General features: G+C 59.9%; 10 protein-coding genes and 1 pseudogene. 4 read left to right on the top strand and 7 right to left on the bottom strand.

From position 1 onward, the window contains the following. Positions 1 to 17 precede the first annotated feature (17 nt). The 3 genes from AS9A_RS22085 to lanKC form a co-directional block, all read right to left on the bottom strand. The gene (locus AS9A_RS22085) at positions 18 to 467 is read right to left on the bottom strand and encodes a hypothetical protein (protein ID WP_013798071.1); all 450 of its coding nucleotides are present in this window, start codon (positions 465 to 467) and stop codon (positions 18 to 20) included. Beyond that, on the bottom strand, positions 464 to 2,119 hold the full coding sequence (locus AS9A_RS24740; protein WP_237707993.1) for a DUF2510 domain-containing protein: 1,656 nt from the start codon (positions 2,117 to 2,119) through the stop codon (positions 464 to 466). Before AS9A_RS24740 ends, AS9A_RS22085 begins: the two co-directional genes overlap by 4 nt. 1,846 nt (positions 2,120 to 3,965) lie before the next feature. Next, positions 3,966 to 6,596, bottom strand: coding sequence for a class III lanthionine synthetase LanKC (lanKC, locus tag AS9A_RS22075; protein WP_013798066.1), 2,631 nt, complete (start codon positions 6,594 to 6,596; stop codon positions 3,966 to 3,968). Between the two features lie 718 nt (positions 6,597 to 7,314). Here lanKC and AS9A_RS22070 point away from each other — a divergent pair. Both AS9A_RS22070 and AS9A_RS22065 read left to right on the top strand, forming a co-directional pair. Next, positions 7,315 to 8,565, top strand: coding sequence for a sensor histidine kinase (locus AS9A_RS22070; RefSeq protein ID WP_049793976.1), 1,251 nt, complete (start codon positions 7,315 to 7,317; stop codon positions 8,563 to 8,565). Beyond that, the gene (locus AS9A_RS22065) at positions 8,562 to 9,245 is read left to right on the top strand and encodes a response regulator (protein ID WP_013798063.1); all 684 of its coding nucleotides are present in this window, start codon (positions 8,562 to 8,564) and stop codon (positions 9,243 to 9,245) included. The genes AS9A_RS22070 and AS9A_RS22065 overlap by 4 nt, the downstream gene beginning before the upstream one ends. 2,051 nt (positions 9,246 to 11,296) lie before the next feature. Here AS9A_RS22065 and AS9A_RS22995 read toward each other — a convergent pair. Further along, positions 11,297 to 13,339: an LGFP repeat-containing protein gene (locus AS9A_RS22995; RefSeq protein WP_013798060.1), complete on the bottom strand. Its 2,043-nt coding sequence runs from the start codon at positions 13,337 to 13,339 to the stop codon at positions 11,297 to 11,299. 360 nt (positions 13,340 to 13,699) lie between these two features. After that, positions 13,700 to 14,149 (bottom strand): annotated as a pseudogene (locus AS9A_RS23960) ((Fe-S)-binding protein); the annotation flags it as partial. 412 nt (positions 14,150 to 14,561) lie between these two features. Here AS9A_RS23960 and AS9A_RS22040 point away from each other — a divergent pair. Then, positions 14,562 to 15,029 (top strand): hypothetical protein, encoded by a 468-nt coding sequence (locus tag AS9A_RS22040; protein WP_041452401.1) that lies wholly within the window; start codon positions 14,562 to 14,564, stop codon positions 15,027 to 15,029. Between the two features lie 12 nt (positions 15,030 to 15,041). On the opposite strand, the gene AS9A_RS22035 is transcribed toward AS9A_RS22040, so the two are convergent. Continuing rightward, positions 15,042 to 15,314, bottom strand: coding sequence for a transcriptional regulator (locus tag AS9A_RS22035; protein WP_237707992.1), 273 nt, complete (start codon positions 15,312 to 15,314; stop codon positions 15,042 to 15,044). A gap of 25 nt (positions 15,315 to 15,339) precedes the next feature. Next, positions 15,340 to 15,828, bottom strand: a complete 489-nt coding sequence (locus AS9A_RS23555; protein WP_148262660.1) for a hypothetical protein — start codon at positions 15,826 to 15,828, stop codon at positions 15,340 to 15,342. 509 nt (positions 15,829 to 16,337) lie between these two features. On the opposite strand from AS9A_RS23555, the gene AS9A_RS22025 reads away from it, so the two are divergent. Then, the gene (locus AS9A_RS22025; RefSeq protein ID WP_013798052.1) at positions 16,338 to 17,543 is read left to right on the top strand and encodes an IS30 family transposase; all 1,206 of its coding nucleotides are present in this window, start codon (positions 16,338 to 16,340) and stop codon (positions 17,541 to 17,543) included. The last annotated feature ends 7 nt before the right edge of the window (positions 17,544 to 17,550 follow it).

Here is a 17,550-nt window from a genome sequence, read left to right as displayed (position 1 = left end):
CGAGTTTGCCGATCACATCAATTGTGGCTTCCGAGCGGGGCACTCCTATCGGGAGCGGTCGGTCGGAAATCGCCGTGCGCTCCGCGCAGGTTCCACAGCAACGCCAGGTCGTCGACGCTATTCGGCGAGCAAACGACCACGACGTTCGGGCCTGCGTCAAACTTGGCGAACGCCGGATCTGGCATCGCTTTCGTCTCAGAACGGATGGCGCTGCTTCCCCGACTGCCGTAGGCGAGGTGGATCATGGATAGCTCCCGCGGTGTTAGGCGGTCGGCGGCATTGAGGCGCGAAAGAAGATCCTCCAGTGAGCACTGGGCTTCGACACGATTGACAGTGACGAAGTCCTCGAAACGCAGGTCAAGTGGCAGATAGCCTGCGCCGAGGACGTCTGTGTCAGGGCTTTCAGGCAGCAGGCCGAGGCATGCCGCGTAGATATCCTGCCAAGGGTCGTTATCGGGCAGCTTCACAATCTCAAGACGCGAGGGGGCGGGTAGTCAGGCAGCATCTTCGCCGCAATGGGGTCGGGGTGCCATCCCCGCTTGCGGATAGCGTCGCGGCGGGCCAGCATCTGCGGCGGCCCGACGCCTGGAGCATGCCTCTGCGCGGCGAACCGCTCAAGAACGGCGAGCTCAGCGGGCCGGTTCCGGCGCTCCTGGAAGTAGCTGGCTGCGGAGTGATACGGCGCAGGAGCGACACCCTCGTACAGCTCAGATCCAGGGATCACCTCACGGTGTGAGTTGTTTTCCTCGGCGTCCATACATTGGTACCACTGTCGGAGGGCGCCTTCTGGGTCGTCACGGTCAAGCCCGCTCTCCGAGATTCGCTCAACAACCCTGTCAGCCGACTCGCCGTGCACATCCGTGCCTTTAACAGGGCGTGACGCGCCGTCTTCAAACGGGGTGTCCGCGCGGAGCCGGTCGCGAGGGTCACGGATCTGGGTTGTCCAGAAGCGGCCGTCCCAGTACCGCGATGCACCTCGCCGCCCGGGATCGGGGTACCACCCGGCAGCTGGACCCGCCGGGCGCGGCGGTGGAGGGGAAGGCAGCCGCACAACCGCCCGCTTCATCAGGGGGCGGCGTAGGACTGGCCTGCGGAACGTCGTGGACAGGTTGATCCCGAGCCGCTCGGCGACCCGGTTCTGGGTCCGGCCCCAGGCCGCGATGTCTTTCGGGTAGATCGCGATGAGGTCAACCTTGTGGCGCCGGGCAAGCGCCTTCTTCTCCCTGGTCTTCCGGTCGTACTCCGGGTCCCCGGTGAGCCCGAAGTACTCGATGAATGTATCGCCGACCCGGAAGTCAGCCCGGTAGTTGCTGTCCGGGTACTGGGGTTCGCGGGTATGTTCGATCCCGTAGGAGGTGAGCCAGTCATCGATGGTCTTCTCTGCCAGGGACAGGCAGACGTGGCCGTCCGCCGCGATCGTCCTCGTGCCCCGGGACGTGCGATGCGTACCGTCCTCGAGCACCTCGGCCGCGATGAGCGCGTGCAGCCACGAACCGTAGATCTCCTGGATCTTCGCGACGGTGGGCCGCCCTGCGCCAAGGTTCAATATCTGCGTGCGGGTATTGTCATCGAATCCAAGTAGGAAGTTCGCCTGGTCGAACAGGTTCTGCGGTGGCACAGCCTGATACAGGTCCGCCAGTTCGCGCAGGTAGTGCTCGGCGTCGGCGGCCGCACACCAGTCATCGTTCAAGTCATTCTCGTAGAGGCACTCTTGGCAGCACGACCGGCAGTAAGACCACTGGCCGATCCCGCCGAGCCGCCTGACTGCTCCCCAGGAGACGTCATAGGTCGAGAAGACAGCCTGGCAGCGCAGACAGGTCCGGGTTTCCGGGAGGGGGGCGCGGTCGAACAGCCCCGCCTGGAGCGCCCGCGTATTGCAGAAGCGCGTGAGCGCGCTATGCCAGCCGCGCCACTCGCGCTCCCGGCAGGAGGGATCTCCAGCGCGCCACCGCTCCAGGTCCTCCGCCCTGGTGACAGCGACGATCTCATCGGCTACGAACATCGGAAAGTGCCACGCGTACTCGGTAATCGCTCGGCTTAATGCCGCTTCCTGGATAGAACCCCACCAGCGCAGGATGTACTGGTTATCCGCATACTTCGGCTTGGTTCGCCTTGCCACTTCGTATGGGTCGGGTTCGCCGTCCCCCGAGATCCTACTCCGCGATCTTTGTTGTCCTTTTGCTAAGTCTCGAACACATTGTTTTACGAGAAATGGAAGATCGTCGTCATAGGCGTCCCAACGTGCAGTCGGCATCAGGCGAGACAGGTTCCGCACGCGAGTTAAGTAAACCTCTAGCTCCGCCTCGCCAAATGACTCAAGCAGTCGTTCCCTGGTATCTGCTGGTAGCTCTTGCCACAGCTCTTTGAATCCTGAGGAAAATCCCGCATGTTCTCCGATCGGGATCCATCTATTCCAATCAGGTAAGTTGATGTTAATCCACTCGCCGACATCATTGTCGTACTCTGATTCTGCCTGGGCTAGCACACGGTACCCACGATTGTTGAGGGCGCTGACTATGGGGTGCCATACCTCAGCAACCTTCCGGTTTAGGTAGCCGATTTGAACGCCGTCAAGATCAAGGGCTACCGCGGTGGGGTCGAAACAATTGAGAGATTCTGGAACAAGCTCTACTAACAGATTCTCATACACGGGAAACTGAAGCGGAACTGTCGTAGATTCGTGGTGCGTAGAAGGGGACACGCATATGTGCACAAACTCTCCACGTTCCAGAACCTCGTCTTGTGCGGGCTGTATGTAATCGTTCCGCTTGCGCAGGCAATCATGCCCAAGGCATCCCTTATATCTGATAGGGCAGCTCATTGTGCACCGCCGACTGGATTGGAATTGTGGTTATGCGCGTTCAGCCCGCGTGGACGCCGGGTGTGCCGCTTGGCCGGAAGACACGGCCTCGGCTGAGTTCCGGTCTTGTCGGGATACGAGTCCATGCCTCGACTTCGGGTGGTCATACTGTACAGGCCACTCCCGACCCACGAACCAGCAGTGTGAGCACGGACCTCTCTGAGAGCCGGGCCAGCTTATCCGTTCGCTCAGGGGGTTCCTTGGTCTCGACTCGGTAGCCAGTTCCGCATCTATCGCAATGGCCGGGTGTCAGTGTCCGAAGTCAGTCACCTTAGCTGATGTCTGTCTTCATGCGTTTGGGCCGCATGGAAATGTCAGGTTGAGGTAAACCGGCGAACTCGCGAGTAACAGCCGCGACGAGCAGGAACTGTCGGTACTGCGGCCTGCGCATCGCGCAGGCCGCGCTCGTCTTCGTCAAATACCCTGATGATCCAAGACCTACTTGACGACCCCGAATGCGTCGATATCCTGTCCACCGACGCCGACAAACGCGGCCTGACCCCGCTGATCTGGGAACACATCCACCCGTATGGGAAGTCAAGCTGAACATGAGCAGCCGACTCACCCTCAACGGCTGATCAGGCAGAAGAAAATGACGTCAGATGACGCCGCGTTCGCGGCGAGGTCCACGGCCCATTATTTCAGTGTGTAGGTAGTCCTCAACCACGGACAGATGCTTGCTCCGGCCCGCGATCACCGGCGGCAACGTGCCCGCACCAGGAGCGTAGGGAGACGGCAGAGACATCTTCACCATATAGGTGCCTATATATAGGCAGTAAATATAGGGAAGTATAGCCAGTGGTGGGCGGTGTGGTGGGTAGAGAACACGCCCGGCTTCACGCAGAAATCCTAGTCACCCCCCTATCCCATAAGCAGGGCCATATGTATGGGTATCGCAACTGAAATTCGTCCAGGTCGAACCTGCCAGAGAGACAGGCTGAGCTTCCCGGTTTTAGCAGTAGACGATGCTGAGTGCGCTCCAGCCGGAGAGCAGCGTTTCCCCGTGTTCGTGGCTGAGTTTGGTGTCGGTGGGCTGGTCTTGGAGAGCGAGGATGTGTGTCATCGTGTGGTCCTTCTTGTGGGGGTTCGTTCCTGGTGTTGACGGTTATGCCACCTGCTCAGGTTTTTGGTTTTCGTGGTGCGGTAGGTGTGGCTGTGGCAAGGCTGGCCATGTCCGCGCGGTTCGGTCGGGTGGTGTGAGTGCGTAGTGGATCCCGGCTGATCCGGTGGCGAGATCTGTGGAGAGGCGGAGGTTGTGTTCCCCGGGGAAATGGATGCCGGTTCGGTACGGGATGGCGTGAAGCTGGAGAAGCCGTCGCTGCTGACGGATCTTCTGCTGGATGCTTGGGGGAGCGTATGGCGTGGCGGCGAGCGCGGTGAGGTAGTAGAGGAGCCCGGCGCGGCCGTTGAAGAGCCCGGATTGGGCTATGAGGGCGGGTGTGGCGGCGGCGGTGATGCCGTCGAGCACGGTCAGGTAGTCGTCGCGGTGTTCATGGCGGAGCAGCTCAAGCAGGACCAGGCCGACTCCGGTGGAACCGGAGGCGAGGTAGGGAAGGGTCCGGTTGCCTTGCCTGGTTTGCAGTGATCCATCGGTACGCCGGGTGAGTGTGGTGAGATCGTGTGTGATCAGGGCGTGAGCGGTGGCAAGTGAGGCCGGGTCGCTGGTGTGTTCGTAGTGGCGGCTCCAGAACAGGGCCTGCCCGCTGGCCCCGCGCATGAGCCCGCTGATACCAGGTGGGTGGGTTTCCGCGTGGGGGTGTGTCTCGAGTGCGTGGGCGCGGTGGGCGAGGATTTCCCGAACATCCGCGAGAGCGCGGTCGGTGTGTGGTGCTGGGTGTGTTGCTGCTTCGTCGATGAGGTGGCAGCCGATCCCGGCTAGCCCGTTGTAGAGGTGAGAGGAGTAGCGTTCGAAGTCGAGACGGCTTAGCCGGGCGGTCAGGGTGTCAGCGCTGTGGTCGCGGTGGTAGCGGCGCAGCAGATGCGCGGCCCCGGCCAGGCCATCGAAGAATCCGGGCGAGGTGTCGCTGGTTTCCGTGGCTGCGGTATGGATCCAGTCGAGGATGGGGTCCCGCAGGTGTTCTGGCGGCATGACGGCCAGGAGGATGCCGCTGGCGCCGTGGGCGATGTTGTACCCATTGGTGGTGAATTGTTCGATATCACCGGGGAATACCCGGTCTGCACGGGACAGGTCAGCGGTGTCGTAGATACCGTGCCTGATTAGCCTGGTGAGGCAGCCTCGCGCGGTGGGGGTGCTGATGTTCCACCGGTTCGTGAGGCAGGCGGCCTCGTGCGCTTTTTTGCTCGCGCGGATGAAGGGCGGGTCAAGGCTGATGAGGTCACGGATTGACTGCAGGTAGGCAAACGGGAGACTGAACTCTTCCGCCGCGACAGCGAGCAGGTGTTCGAGTTTGGATGGACTGAGCGCGAGCAGGCTGGTGAGAGGCAGGAACAGGGCGAGTTTGAGGCAGCCGAGCGCGTACCGGTCGGCGGCGACGCCAGTCCGGTTGTCGGGCGGGGTATAGCCCGGCGGGCCGGCGGGCAGGGGGTGAGGTGCGTTCAGGTCGTAGGCGAATTCGAAATCGAGGAGGGTGATGCCGCCATCAGGGCGGCAGATCACGTTCCCGGGGTGCAGGTCTGCGTAGGCCACATTGTGGTGGTGAACCCTGTTCAGGGTGGTTTCGATCCTGTTGGCGATCGACATTGCCCAGGTCCGGTAGGTGCCGATATCTGCGCGCGTGTACCGGGCCCGTACAAGGGGGTTGCGGGCGGTGATTTCTGAGAGCAGTGACGTTCCGGTGACCCTTTCAAGAACCAGGAACTCATGCCCGCACCGCTGGAAACGATCCAGCACCGCGACGATGGCGGGATCGTTAGCGAACCGGGTGAGCAGTGCATGCTCGTCACGGATGCGGGCGGAGGCATCGCGGCCGCGGGGATCGAGGCCAGCGAACGGGCGGCCTTCCTTCAGCACTACGCGGTGGCCGTTGGCGGCGGCCGCTTTGTACACACCGCCCCCGTTGGAATAGTGCAAAGCACCCTCGACGGTGTACGGCAGATCAGCGTCGCTGGCATGCAGGGCCTCGAGCTGGTGCTCGACGAATCCGGGGATCTTCACCCATGGCGGTGGGGTGAACACAGGGCGGCGCTGATCAGGGATCAGAGTCCCGTCTGGCGCACGCACCGCCGGGACGGGATCGCCTGTGTGCGGGTCGAGGGTGAACAGTAAGTGGAACGCGCCGTAGCGCAGATACACCGGGCCTTCCCGGTAACGCACGTCAGAAAGAATGTAGGGCCCGTCCCGCCCGCCAATCAGATCATCGAGATCTGCCGCAGTGGTCTCACACTCTTGCTCGCTGACCGGATAGAGGGTCAGAAACTTCCCGCTCGACGCCCTCGGGGCCTGCTTGCTGTTCGCGACAGTGAGATCAGTCGTGGAGCGCAAGTGCTTAAACGCGATGCGCTGCTCGGCACAGTAGCGGGAGACTCGCTCCAGCATCGCGGCCGCATTCTCGAGGGTAGCGGAACAATGAATCTTCCAGCCCTGTTCGGGCAGAACACATTCTGCTGGCGCGTAGGACACCCACCGCCCCATATGATGCTGACGCCAGTCCTGCCACGACACGGCATGCGAGACGTGCAGCCGCATGCCCCGTGATCCCGGTGCTATGGGCTGCACGTGCGGACAGTCATAAAACAGGGAACCCGCCACCGTGTACTCGGCATACCGCGCATCCATCCCGGGGACTCACTCCTTCACGTTTTCGTGTGCGCGCACCGTTCCCCGCACATTCCAGAACTGAAATGGAACCTGGACAGCAAGACCAGCGAACGGGCTAGCGGGCAGTCAACGCATCAAGACGCAGCTCGGCAATAGCGGCGGCCAGCGTGGAAAACTGGCGAATCCCCCATTCGGGGGAGCACCTAGACCATGGTGGTGAACAGCTGAAACACGGCTGTGGAAACGGCTGGAGTTCCTGCTTGCGCAAATGGGCTCCACTGAAAGATGGACTCGTGATTTCCGCCTTTCAGGGGAGAAGACCACCATCTAAGCGTGATCACCACCAGCTAGGCGCCGCCCGCCTGAATCATCTGGCTCTGGGTGTTCTTCTATCCCCAGGGCCAGTGCGGTTTTCTGGACAGTTCACCCCCAGAACGCGGGCTTGGAGAGGGGGACACTCAGGCTGGAAAGCTGCAGTACCCTGCCGGGGCGCGTTCCCCCGAATGGGGGATCTTTGAACGGCACGGCACATGCGAGTCACCGCGCAGTAGCGGGTTCCGTGCAGCTCAGCACTCTCTGGAAGCCCCGAAGACTCGGTCGCAGGGCCCGGTGAGCCGGGACCTGGCGGTGGTTGTATGCAAATCTGTCTGGTACTGACCCGTGAAAGGCGTATCCGTTAGTGTCCACACCCAGCTCTGCATCGCTCACTGCGCAGGAGCCCCCACCCACCGGTCCTGTGACTGACCCGCAGCATCCACTTGCAGACAACCTGCTTCGGGGCTACACAGCAGCGGCTGCTGGTATTGCCAGTGGTGTGCTGCTGTATGTGCTGGCCATGATCCCGGAGCTGTCCGGTGACGCGGGCAGGCGGTTTTTGTCCTCACCGGGAACTCAGATCCTGGCGATCATCCTGATCGGAGCGATGACCGGCATGGCCGCATTGCGTACGCGGTTCCCGGAGTGGATGTTTCTCGCGACGATCACTGCGACCGTTCTGCTGATGATCGTGCTCGATGACCGTTCCCTCGGCGCGTCAGTGCTGTACTGGTTCGCGATCGCCTGGCTTGCCGCGTCCGTGTCCGGCAGCAGAATGGCCTGGCTGCTGCTCACCGGGATGATCGCCGACCTCGCCACCGGATTCACGCTCGGGGCGGGCGCGACCCATAGCACTGAATCCTACACACAACTTCAGGTAGGGGAGGTGGGGCAGATGCTGATCGCCCCCGCCGTGAATATCCTCGTCAGCTACGGAGTGTTCATACTCGCCGGCAAACTCATCGCCCGACACCAGCGTCTCAAACAGGACAGCACCCGCCGGATCGCCGCTCTTGACGGGGAACGCGAACAGCGCATCCGCGAAGCGGTCCTTCGCGAGCGCGAAGACATGGCCCGTGAACTGCATGACGTCGCCGCCCACGACGTCGCCGGGATGCTCATTCAGGCCAGAGCCGCCGACAAAGTCTTCGACAACCATCCCGGCCAGGCCCGCGAGCTGCTCACCGACATCATCAGCCAGGGCGAACGCACTCTCACCAGCCTGCGTCAGGTCGTAGGGATCCTGCGTCTTCATGACGCTCACCACGACCAGCCTCGCCCCTCACTCGCTCACCTCGCTGACCTCGCCGAGGCTGCCCGCCAGCATGGCATCACCACCGCGCTCACCATTGATGGTGACCTCACCAGTCTCGACAACGCTGTACAGCTGTCTTGCTACCGCATCGTGCAGGAATCCCTCGCCAATATCCGGCAGCACGCCCCCGCAAGCACCGCCACTCTCACCGTCACGCGCACTCCCGCTGGTGTATGCATCATGATCACCAACACCGCAAGCACCCACACGCCCGAACCTGGCGGCAACGGCTACGGTATCGCCGGGATGCGCGAACGCGCCGAAATGCTCGGCGGGACCCTCACCTCCGAACCCGGACACCACGGGGGGTGGACCGTCACCGCCTCCATCCCCGCCACAGGCAGGATCAGCGGATGATCACCGTGCTCATCGCTGACGATCAGCCTGCCGTGCGTAAAGGCTTCACACTGTTCCTCGCCGACCACCCCGACATCCGTGTGATCGGGGAAGCCGAATCCGGGAAACGCGCGCTCGACCACGCCCGGGCAATGCGCCCCGATGTTGTGCTCATGGACGTGCGTATGCCCGGCGGTGACGGACTCACCGCGACACGTGAGATCCTCACCCTCGATCAACCACCCCGTGTGATCATCGTGACCACGTTTGACCTAGACGAATACCTCTTCGCCGCGATCGATCTCGGCGCCGCCGGGTTTCTTCTCAAAGACACCGGACCCGATGAACTTGCCAGTGCAGTTCTCACTGCCGCGGCAGGCGGCCTCGCCCTCGCCCCCGCGCTCACCCCGCGGCTGGCTGCCGAATTCGCCCGTCGCCGTCCCCGTCCCACCGCAGCCCAGGCAAACGAACACAGCGCTCAGGCGCTCACTCCCCGTGAACGCGACATCGCCGCCAACCTCGCCCAAGGGCACAGCAACCAGGCTATCGCCACAAAACTCCACCTCGAGCCCAGCACCGTCAAAACACACGTCAGTAACATCGCCAAAAAAATTAACGCCAAGAATCGTGTCCAAATCGCCGTCTGGGCCGCAACTACCGATCATTCCGTACTTAACAGCGACCTCAAATACAAGCACTGATGGCAAAATTCAAAAAAGAAACCTAGACACCGGAAGCAAAAAACCCAAACAATGCTAGACACGACCTGCGGCATGTCGAGCAGTCGTTCCGGATGTCGACGACCGATCTGCGGGGACACTAAGCAGAATGTCCTAACTCAGGTTCAACACCTGCCTGCCCGCCGAGGGTGGCCTGAGACGGCAGCCACGATCACAGGCTCGGACCGAGGGGCCACTGGAGGCATAGGCAGCAATAATGACCGTGCGCCACGGTAGATGATCGGACTAGGGACACAGAGCGAGGTGTGGCTGCGTAGACTCGCGGTATGCCAAAGTCGACGGAAACCAATGGCGACATCCCGCAAAGATGGATGTCTTTCAGCAATCCTACCTTTTCCTGGCTATCAATTCTAGTGTTCGGTGCAGTTATTCTCGCAACTTCTATTAGTTCGGAGCCTAGAGGTGTATTCTACTATCTAGTTATCGTTTGTTCGGTCGCAGCAGCAGTATGGGTATTGATTGTCCAGCGACGAAGGTGAAGCTCTACCCCGAACAACTCATTAATTACCCAAATACGGGCTGGGATTTACTCTATCAGAGAAAACTGATACGTCATGATCATGTGTAACCAAGGAGTATTCTAAATGTTTAGACACGATCAGTGATTGCGCACATTCTCGATCGCAACCAATATAGGTCGAGTTTAGATCTGCGTCAGTCGCTACAAACCACTTGCGATCCTTCGGTCGCCATATGGAGGGACCTTTCAATTGAATGTTCCCTTACACAGCATCACGTACCTCACCGATGGTCATTAGCATGGTCCCCAGCAAGGTCTGAACACGGGCCACATTACACGGTATTTTAAAGCTGAAGTGAACTTCCCAGAAGCCAAAGAAGCACTGGTTCGCAGTCTGAGTATGTGCGACAAGCACCTGCGCGAGCGCTGCAGCCATCTTGTGGGGCATCGATCCCAATCGGGAGGGGGCTACAAGGATGCCTCGCGGGCCTCCTTCCGGCATTCGCTCATTGCTATGCACTCCCACTGCATTGCGGGATGTGGAGAGCACCCATTTCCTGAGCAACCTCGCGCCAACTCAGAGGGGTATCAGTGGACTCTCCATTTAAGTCCACTCTTCCAATTACTGGAGGGCGATGAGCGCCCAGTACTGCGCTCCTGCCTTCGCCGGGCGAGCACGACCATCATCCGGCCGTCGTCGAACGACACCCTGGGTGACGGCCTTAGCGATCACATGACGCCCGAGCCGTTCGCGCGCGACGCAAAGGCCTCGACGATGATCCGCTCGACGGTCGGCGGTGTGCTGTAGTTCGGCAGCACCACTCTCACACTGAGATCAGGACACTAGCCGAAACCTCCTCTTACGTTGTGCGCAAGACGATTCGCTATTTCACCATTTTCAATGGTTAGCAGCAGCCCAACTCGCGCTAGGCTAGAATTCATGGGTTAACGTCTTCCATCGTCGAGCATTTGGGTTGCAGGGTCGGCAGCTGAGAAGCGAGGTATTCTATATGTCGCAGGCCGCGGTGCAACCTTAGGTGGATCGTAGCGAAATGCTGGGCCTTTGGACTGGCTGGGATGGACACAGGAGGCGAGACTTTGGGTTCAGAGTCCGGAAAGTCAGAGACACACGTTTACGCCGCCGAATACGAAGATATGACCGTCGAATACGATCGAGTCTTCGACCCATGGAATCTATTGTTTGCGGAGGCGATCCTCGCTGGTTTGCTGGCTCGCCAGAGGCGCGGCGGGATCCGAGTGCTGGAGTTTCGTGTTCATGATGAGGAACGGATAATAACCGTCGCGGTCTTGCATCATCAGGTCGACCCGCCAATCTGGGTGGAAAATCGGTTGGACCTTTGCCAACTCAGAGAGATGGCACGGGACGATGACGCCGCCTCTGCTGCGAGTATCTACCTTGAGGATCTGACTTTTCGACCAATCGCACATTCAGGTCACGAGAATTGTTCTGAGTTCTATCAGCGATTTCCTCGTATGTAGCACTATGCCTGTCACACACGAGGTGGTGCGTGACAGACATAGTGCAGTTTTACTAGTTTGTTGGGTTGAGGAGAGCCACGTCAACCCAAGGGTCGCAGATCGTAGTGCCAGCCAAGGGTGACGTTCCGCCGCCGCAGAATGCGGTGACCACCCCGATTGGATCTCCGCCAGGGGTGAATTTGTACGTCGGCCATGGTAGCGGGTCATAAATTGCGTGTACCACCCGTCGTTCAACCTCCTGGCATTGCCGACCTGACCAAGTCAATTCGCAGATGCTGTGTGTGGCGTACGCCCAGAAATCCCTGCCAGCTAAGGTTGTGTCGCTTCGTGGTCCGGAATACCGGGACTCGAGCACGAACTCGATGGAGTCAATATAATTCAGTTGGTGGTAGTGCTGAGCCTTGTTTTGGCCCCACCCGTCTTGCCAAGCGCCACTGTAGTACCCTTGACGGATCACCATCGTGCCGTACAGAGGATGATGGATATTAGTGGCTTCGCCAACGATCTTCGACGTATCGTGATCTTTAGGGATATCTGGTGGCCAGGTGTCATTCTGTTGTCGTGTTTGTTCCAGCTTGTTGGTCACGGATGTTTGAGGTTCCGGAACATTGTCTGGTGTTGGATCGTACATCCCGACGTATGCATCCCTATCTCCGGCGAGGTTTACAATTCCACCTTCGAACTTCTGATGTTTCGTAATTGCTGGCCCGTCGTGAGCCGAGTTTCGCGCATTGGACTGGGGGGTCACCGCAGGGCTCACTGGGTACCCCAGGTTTCCGTCATGTGCACCGTAAGTTTGCCACACAGCGAGAATGTCGGACGAGATTTCGTGTGCACCAGTGACAGCAGTCCACCAAATTGAAGAGCCGTTTTCAAATTCTACGTAACGTGCCGTACCGTTTGCTGCTGATTGTTCATCGCTGAGTGGGTACCCTAGAGGACCGTCTTCGCGGCCCAGTTGCGTCCACCTGTCACGAATGGGCCCGTATAAAACGCGCGATCCAGTGTCTGCGGACCACGATATTGTTCCGTTTTGAAAGTTGTTGTACCGTCCATTTTTGTTGTTTACGGCAATTTCGTCGGTGGTCGGATAGCCGAGGGGCCCGCCAGGCCCGCCGGTACTGTCGTATTTGGTTCGGATGGCGCCGCCGACGGCGTAGACGCCAACTGGCTGGGTCCAGAATAGTCCTGCGCCTTGGAATTCTTGCTGGCTTCCGATGGGGCTGTGGGGGATCTCGGCTGCTGTGGGGTAGCCGAGCCATCCTGTTTCCCAGCCGAGCTGGTCCCATTTGGTCATGTAGAGGATGGTGACGGGGTGGGCTCCGGTGGTGGGGTGCCAGTAGATGGATCCGTTGAGGAACTGGCTGCGTTTTCCGACTCCGTCCGGGTTGGTGTATTCGGGGCTGTTGGGCAGGCTCAGCCAACTGTTCGGGCCGCCCATCGCTAGGTAGCGGTCGAGGATCGCGCCGCACACGAGGTGCGGTGAGGGCCAGAATGTTTGGCAACCTGAGGTAGTGGCCATTTCCATCCGTTCAGCAAGGTCGGCTTCTTCCTTGCTGAACCCCTCGGGGATGGGCTCGCGCTCCGAGCGTGGTGTGCCGCGGAGTTCAGGCAGGCTTTGAGCTGAGCGCTGCATCGGCTGGCTTTCAACGCCGTCTGTTCGCTCCGGGTACGGCAGGCCTTCACCCTCTGCGACCGAGGGGGGTGCTTCTTCTGCTGTAACAGCGGGTTCACGAGTCGCTTGAACACTCGGGGATTCTTCGTCCGGTGCTGTTTCCTCAGGTGTTTCGCTAGGTGGCGTTTGTGGTGCGCGCGTAGTGCGCTCGGGGTCGACGGTTTCCGGGGCGGGTGTTAACGCATCTTCACTGGTGTTGCTGCCAGGCCGCAGGGCTTCTCGGGCTGGCTCTTCAGCTTCCGTCCCAGACGGCGACAGGGCCGGGGCAGTGGTTGCCTCCGAGTCTGCGGTTTCCGGTGTTGCCTGTGTTGTAGTCACAGGGCTGGGAGACGGTGTTGTGTCAGGCTGAGCCCCTGCGGGTGCTGCCCCGGATGCGGCCACCATCGCGATAGCAGCGGTGATCAACCACTTCCGCGTCATCGAGTGGGTTCTTGTTCCGTAACGCACGTGCGCGAACCTCCCTTACAAGCACCAGCACCCCGTGAGGCTTGCCGGACTGAGCAGCGGCACCAGAAGACCCGCTAGTTATCGGTGGCATCACACAACCCACCAGTCACAAACGTCAATCAAGGAGCATCGGGGAAGCCGGAGCAGTTCAACTACAGGAAGTTTGGTTCTCACCAGCTAAAACGCTCAAACATTCAGATCGCGGCAGTGCCCGCCGGAGAATCCAAAGATCCCCCAAAAGGCGGAGTCCGTAAGCCGCGGGCGACCTCGCATCGCTCCGTACCATGGGACGCAACCGAAGACTGAAGGGGAGCGTTTCGATCCGACGATGACGCGGTCAGGAAGGCCGCGTTTGACGGAGCCGAGGAGCATCATTGCGACGTCGACAACCTCGGCGCCTTCACCCTTGCCGGTTTCCTGGCGCGCGGTGACACCATCGAAGATCATGACGCGGCAGAACGGGCAGCCAGTCGCGATCTTCTCAGCGTTGGTGGCGAGGGCCTCATCGGCGCGTTCGATGTTGACGCGTTTGCCGAGGTGCTTTTTCATCCACATGCGCGTACCACCGGCGCCACATGCGCGGCATTTCCGTAAGTTGCGCTCCGGCGGCACCGACGAGCTCACGTGGTGCCTCGTAGATCTTGTTGTGGCGACCGAGGTAGCACGGTCATGGTAGGTCGTCGCCGCAGTGCTTTCCGGGTCGGTCACCGGGATCAGTCGCTTGTCGCGCGCGAGGCGGTTTAGCAATTGAGTGTGGTGGATGACCTCGGAGTTGCCACCGAGTGGAGTCGACGGTGTTGAAATACTACAGGGGTGGACTTATGAGTCCGAACGCTTACATGGTGGGGTCAGTCTTAGTGGACGGAGTGCCGCGATTTCGAGCGGGTCGACTGATGCGCGCATTAGAAGGCGACATGTAACCTCAATAGTTCTGACGCATGTTCACAGTCCGACTCAGGGATCTGCGGTCGTCAAGCTCCCCCGAAAGTCGGAACTCTTCTGCGAAGACACTGAGCTGCGCGGGGGTGTTAGAGAGCTGTCTAGGCAGGGTTGGCGGCGGGCGATGGGCGATTGTCCTGCTCGTCATCGAACATACTACTTTTGGCGGATATTGCGATAAACCGCTACCTGGCTGAGTAAATCGAGTCTTTCCTTGTTTGCGTACACCTGCCGAGGGTCCCATCAGAGGAAGGAAATGACTTTGTTTCGCAAAGCGTTCGCTATTATTGCCGCTGCTGTAGTCATCCCCACAGCAGTAGGGGTAGGCGCCGCCGCGGCGGAGCCGTCGCAGCCAGAGCCGCTGCCGCCGGCAGCTACACTCCCGGGCGCTAGCCCGGAAGACGAACCTATTCAGCCGCTGGGCACACACTGGTATGGCTCTGGGTACGTCACTGTTGCCCAGGACTGGTACTCGCACCAGCAGTCTTTCGGCACGTGGAGTTCGTTCTCATCAATTACTGGCGTTGTGAACGCACGTTTCCAGGTCAGGGTGCTCGACAGGAATGGCAGCGTTCTTCAGGAACAGAACCGTTACTTTGATGGCAGGCGCTTCAGGGAAACCGTCTACATGAACCACCACGTCCCACGGCCTGCAGGGAGTGTTTGCACGACCTTGTGGGAAGGCGGACATCAGCTGGGAACGGCTTGCGAAGCGATTCATTAGGCTTCGGTGCTGCTAGAGCTGTTCGGCGGCGGCAATAATTGGTTTCAGAAGTTCAGCTTCCCGCTTGAACGCGGTTTCTCCTTGCGGAGTGAGACTGATCCATGTCCGGGTCCGGCTTCCGTTGTACCCTTCCTTAAGATGGATCAGTCCGGCCTCATGCAAGGTTGTGAGATGCCTGCCCAAGTTGCCGTCGGACAGCCCTAGCTCAGATATTAAGTAACGAAAATCAACCTCAGTTCCGCCTGCGAGTATCGCAAGAATCGAGAGGCGCACCGGTTGGTGCACCGCACTATCGAATGCTGATGCACGCTCACGCCGCATGGGAGCCAATTCCAGCGCCTTGAGATCGCTGCGCTACAAGGTTTCTCGCCCCTGCAACCAAAACGATGACACCAAGACCGATCTGCACCGAAGCAGAAACCGCAGCAGCGTCTGAGGACTCACGGATGCCGATCATGCCACGCACCACAGAAGACCCTGTCAGCACCCCGACAACCATGGTGAGCATGCCACATACCCAAGTGACTTGCTGTCGAGATCTCCAGCCCAGCACCAGGAGTGCAGCCCCCAGGAAGGTCAAGTACCCCCAGTGATACGCAGCTACGGGGAGGGCGAGTGGAGCGGCAAGTACCGCGAGGAGGGCCACAATCCCATACCCCACCCTGCGGTCACGGACCCCGCGGCGTGACGCCATAACCAAACGGGCGCCCCACAGTATGACCAGAGGCACCGCAACGGCAACGGCCGCTTCCCAATTGGCCATAACCGCCCTGCCATCAGACACTGTAACGACAGCCACCAGAAAGACACCGACGGCTAGGGCCACGAGTGAGGGCCATACAGGGTCCCGATGAGGGCCTGGTCGCAAAACTGTTCCACTCGATGATGTACTCATGGCTCTACTCTCTAATAGAGAGTGATTCTGTGCAAGTGGTCATCTGTTGATGGCTCGAGACTGAGCCGAGCCTCTCCGGCGACGAGCTCGTCCGGTTGCTCATGCGCGAGATGGACTGGTCACGGTGCAGCCAAAGCCATCTGGGCCATCGTTCTCGGTCACGGCCGGTCAACGAGATGCGCGCAGACGCGTCCGACGCTCCAGCGCCGTCCATCGAATGTGCTCACATGGGCGACTTGAACATCGAAACATGCTGCACTACAAGAAAAGACACTGCCAGCGAAGACTCGATCAGGGGCGTGCAATTGATTCATCTGCTGCAATATGTCGTGCTGTATCATGAATAATCGTTATTATTCATGGGCGAATTCATATGGTCCTTGCAACACCCCTGTTGAACAGGGGTGTTGTAGATGGTCATGACGCGTCCGCGGAAGCGAGCCGACATTCAGCGCGAGTTTTGGTTACGAATTCGATCGGGTGAATCGATTACTGACGCGGCGGCTTCGATGGGGTTCCATCGTCAGACGGTGACGCGCTGGTTCCGCAAAACTGGCGGGGTGACGCCGTCATTAGTCAAGCCGCCTTCCGGGCGGTATCTGTCGTTCGAGGAACGCGAAATGATCGGGATGCGATACGCAGCGAAATGCTCGATACGTGAGATAGCGCGGCAGCTGGATCGTGCCCCGTCGACGGTGAAGCGCGAGATCGATCGGGGATACAGCAAAACTTCCGGCAATCGCCGCTACTACACCCCGACCTACGCCCAGGCGAAGGCGGAAGAGCGTGCTCAACGTCCTAAGGACAGTAAGCTCGCAACGAATGAGCGGTTGCGCTCCTATGTGCAGGACCAGCTGAAAAGGAACCTGAGTCCTCAACAGATCGCGGGAAGACTGAAAGTGGACTTCCCCGATGATGAGGAGATGCGGGTGTCACATGAATCGATCTACCGGTCGCTGTACGTCCAGACTCGAGGCAGCCTGAAACGGGAACTCGCCAGACACTTGAGAACCGGCCGCAGCCTGCGTAAACCCAACCGCACAGCCGATAAGCGGCGCGGTCGTATACCTGGCATGGTCAATGTCAGTGAGCGCCCGCCCGAGGCCGATACCCGGAAGGTTCCCGGCCACTGGGAAGGCGATTTAATCATGGGGAAAGACGGCGCCACCGCCATCGGCACCCTGGTAGAACGCGCCAGTGGGTTCGTCATGCTGCTGCACCTGCCCGATGGTCATAGCGCGATGCAGGTACAGGACGCGATCGTCGAGAAAATGGGGCAGCTGCCAGAGCTACTGCGCAGGTCTCTCACATGGGACCAGGGCAAAGAACTAACACGACATGTGCAGATCGCAGCCGCGACCGGACTCAAAGTTTACTTCTGCGATCCGCACAGTCCCTGGCAACGCGGATCCAACGAGAACACCAATGGCCTGCTGCGCCAGTACTTTCCAAAGGGAACGGATCTGTCCCTTCACGGCCCTGGGATCCTCGACCTTGTTGCCACCGAACTAAACGATCGCCCCCGCAAACGTCACGGCTACGCAACACCCGCAGAGAAACTCCAGCAACTACTCTCAAACGAACAACCAGAAAATCCAGGTGTTGCAAGGACCCCCTGAATCCGAG

The sequence above is a fragment of the Hoyosella subflava DQS3-9A1 genome, assembly GCF_000214175.1.
Taxonomy (GTDB): Bacteria; Actinomycetota; Actinomycetes; order Mycobacteriales; family Mycobacteriaceae; genus Hoyosella; species Hoyosella subflava.
Note: the sequence above shows the minus strand (reverse complement) of the source record. Positions and strands in the feature narration are given on the sequence as shown.

Bases quoted from the DNA above. Each gene is read 5' to 3' on its own strand.
- lanKC (WP_013798066.1), bottom strand. From the start codon at position 6,596: ATGGATGCGCGGTATGCCGAGTACACGGTGGCGGGTTCCCTGTTTTAT.
- AS9A_RS22065 (WP_013798063.1), top strand. From the start codon at position 8,562: ATGATCACCGTGCTCATCGCTGACGATCAGCCTGCCGTGCGTAAAGGC.
- AS9A_RS22995 (WP_013798060.1), bottom strand. From the start codon at position 13,339: ATGACGCGGAAGTGGTTGATCACCGCTGCTATCGCGATGGTGGCCGCA.
- AS9A_RS22040 (WP_041452401.1), top strand. From the start codon at position 14,562: ATGACTTTGTTTCGCAAAGCGTTCGCTATTATTGCCGCTGCTGTAGTC.
- AS9A_RS22025 (WP_013798052.1), top strand. From the start codon at position 16,338: ATGGTCATGACGCGTCCGCGGAAGCGAGCCGACATTCAGCGCGAGTTT.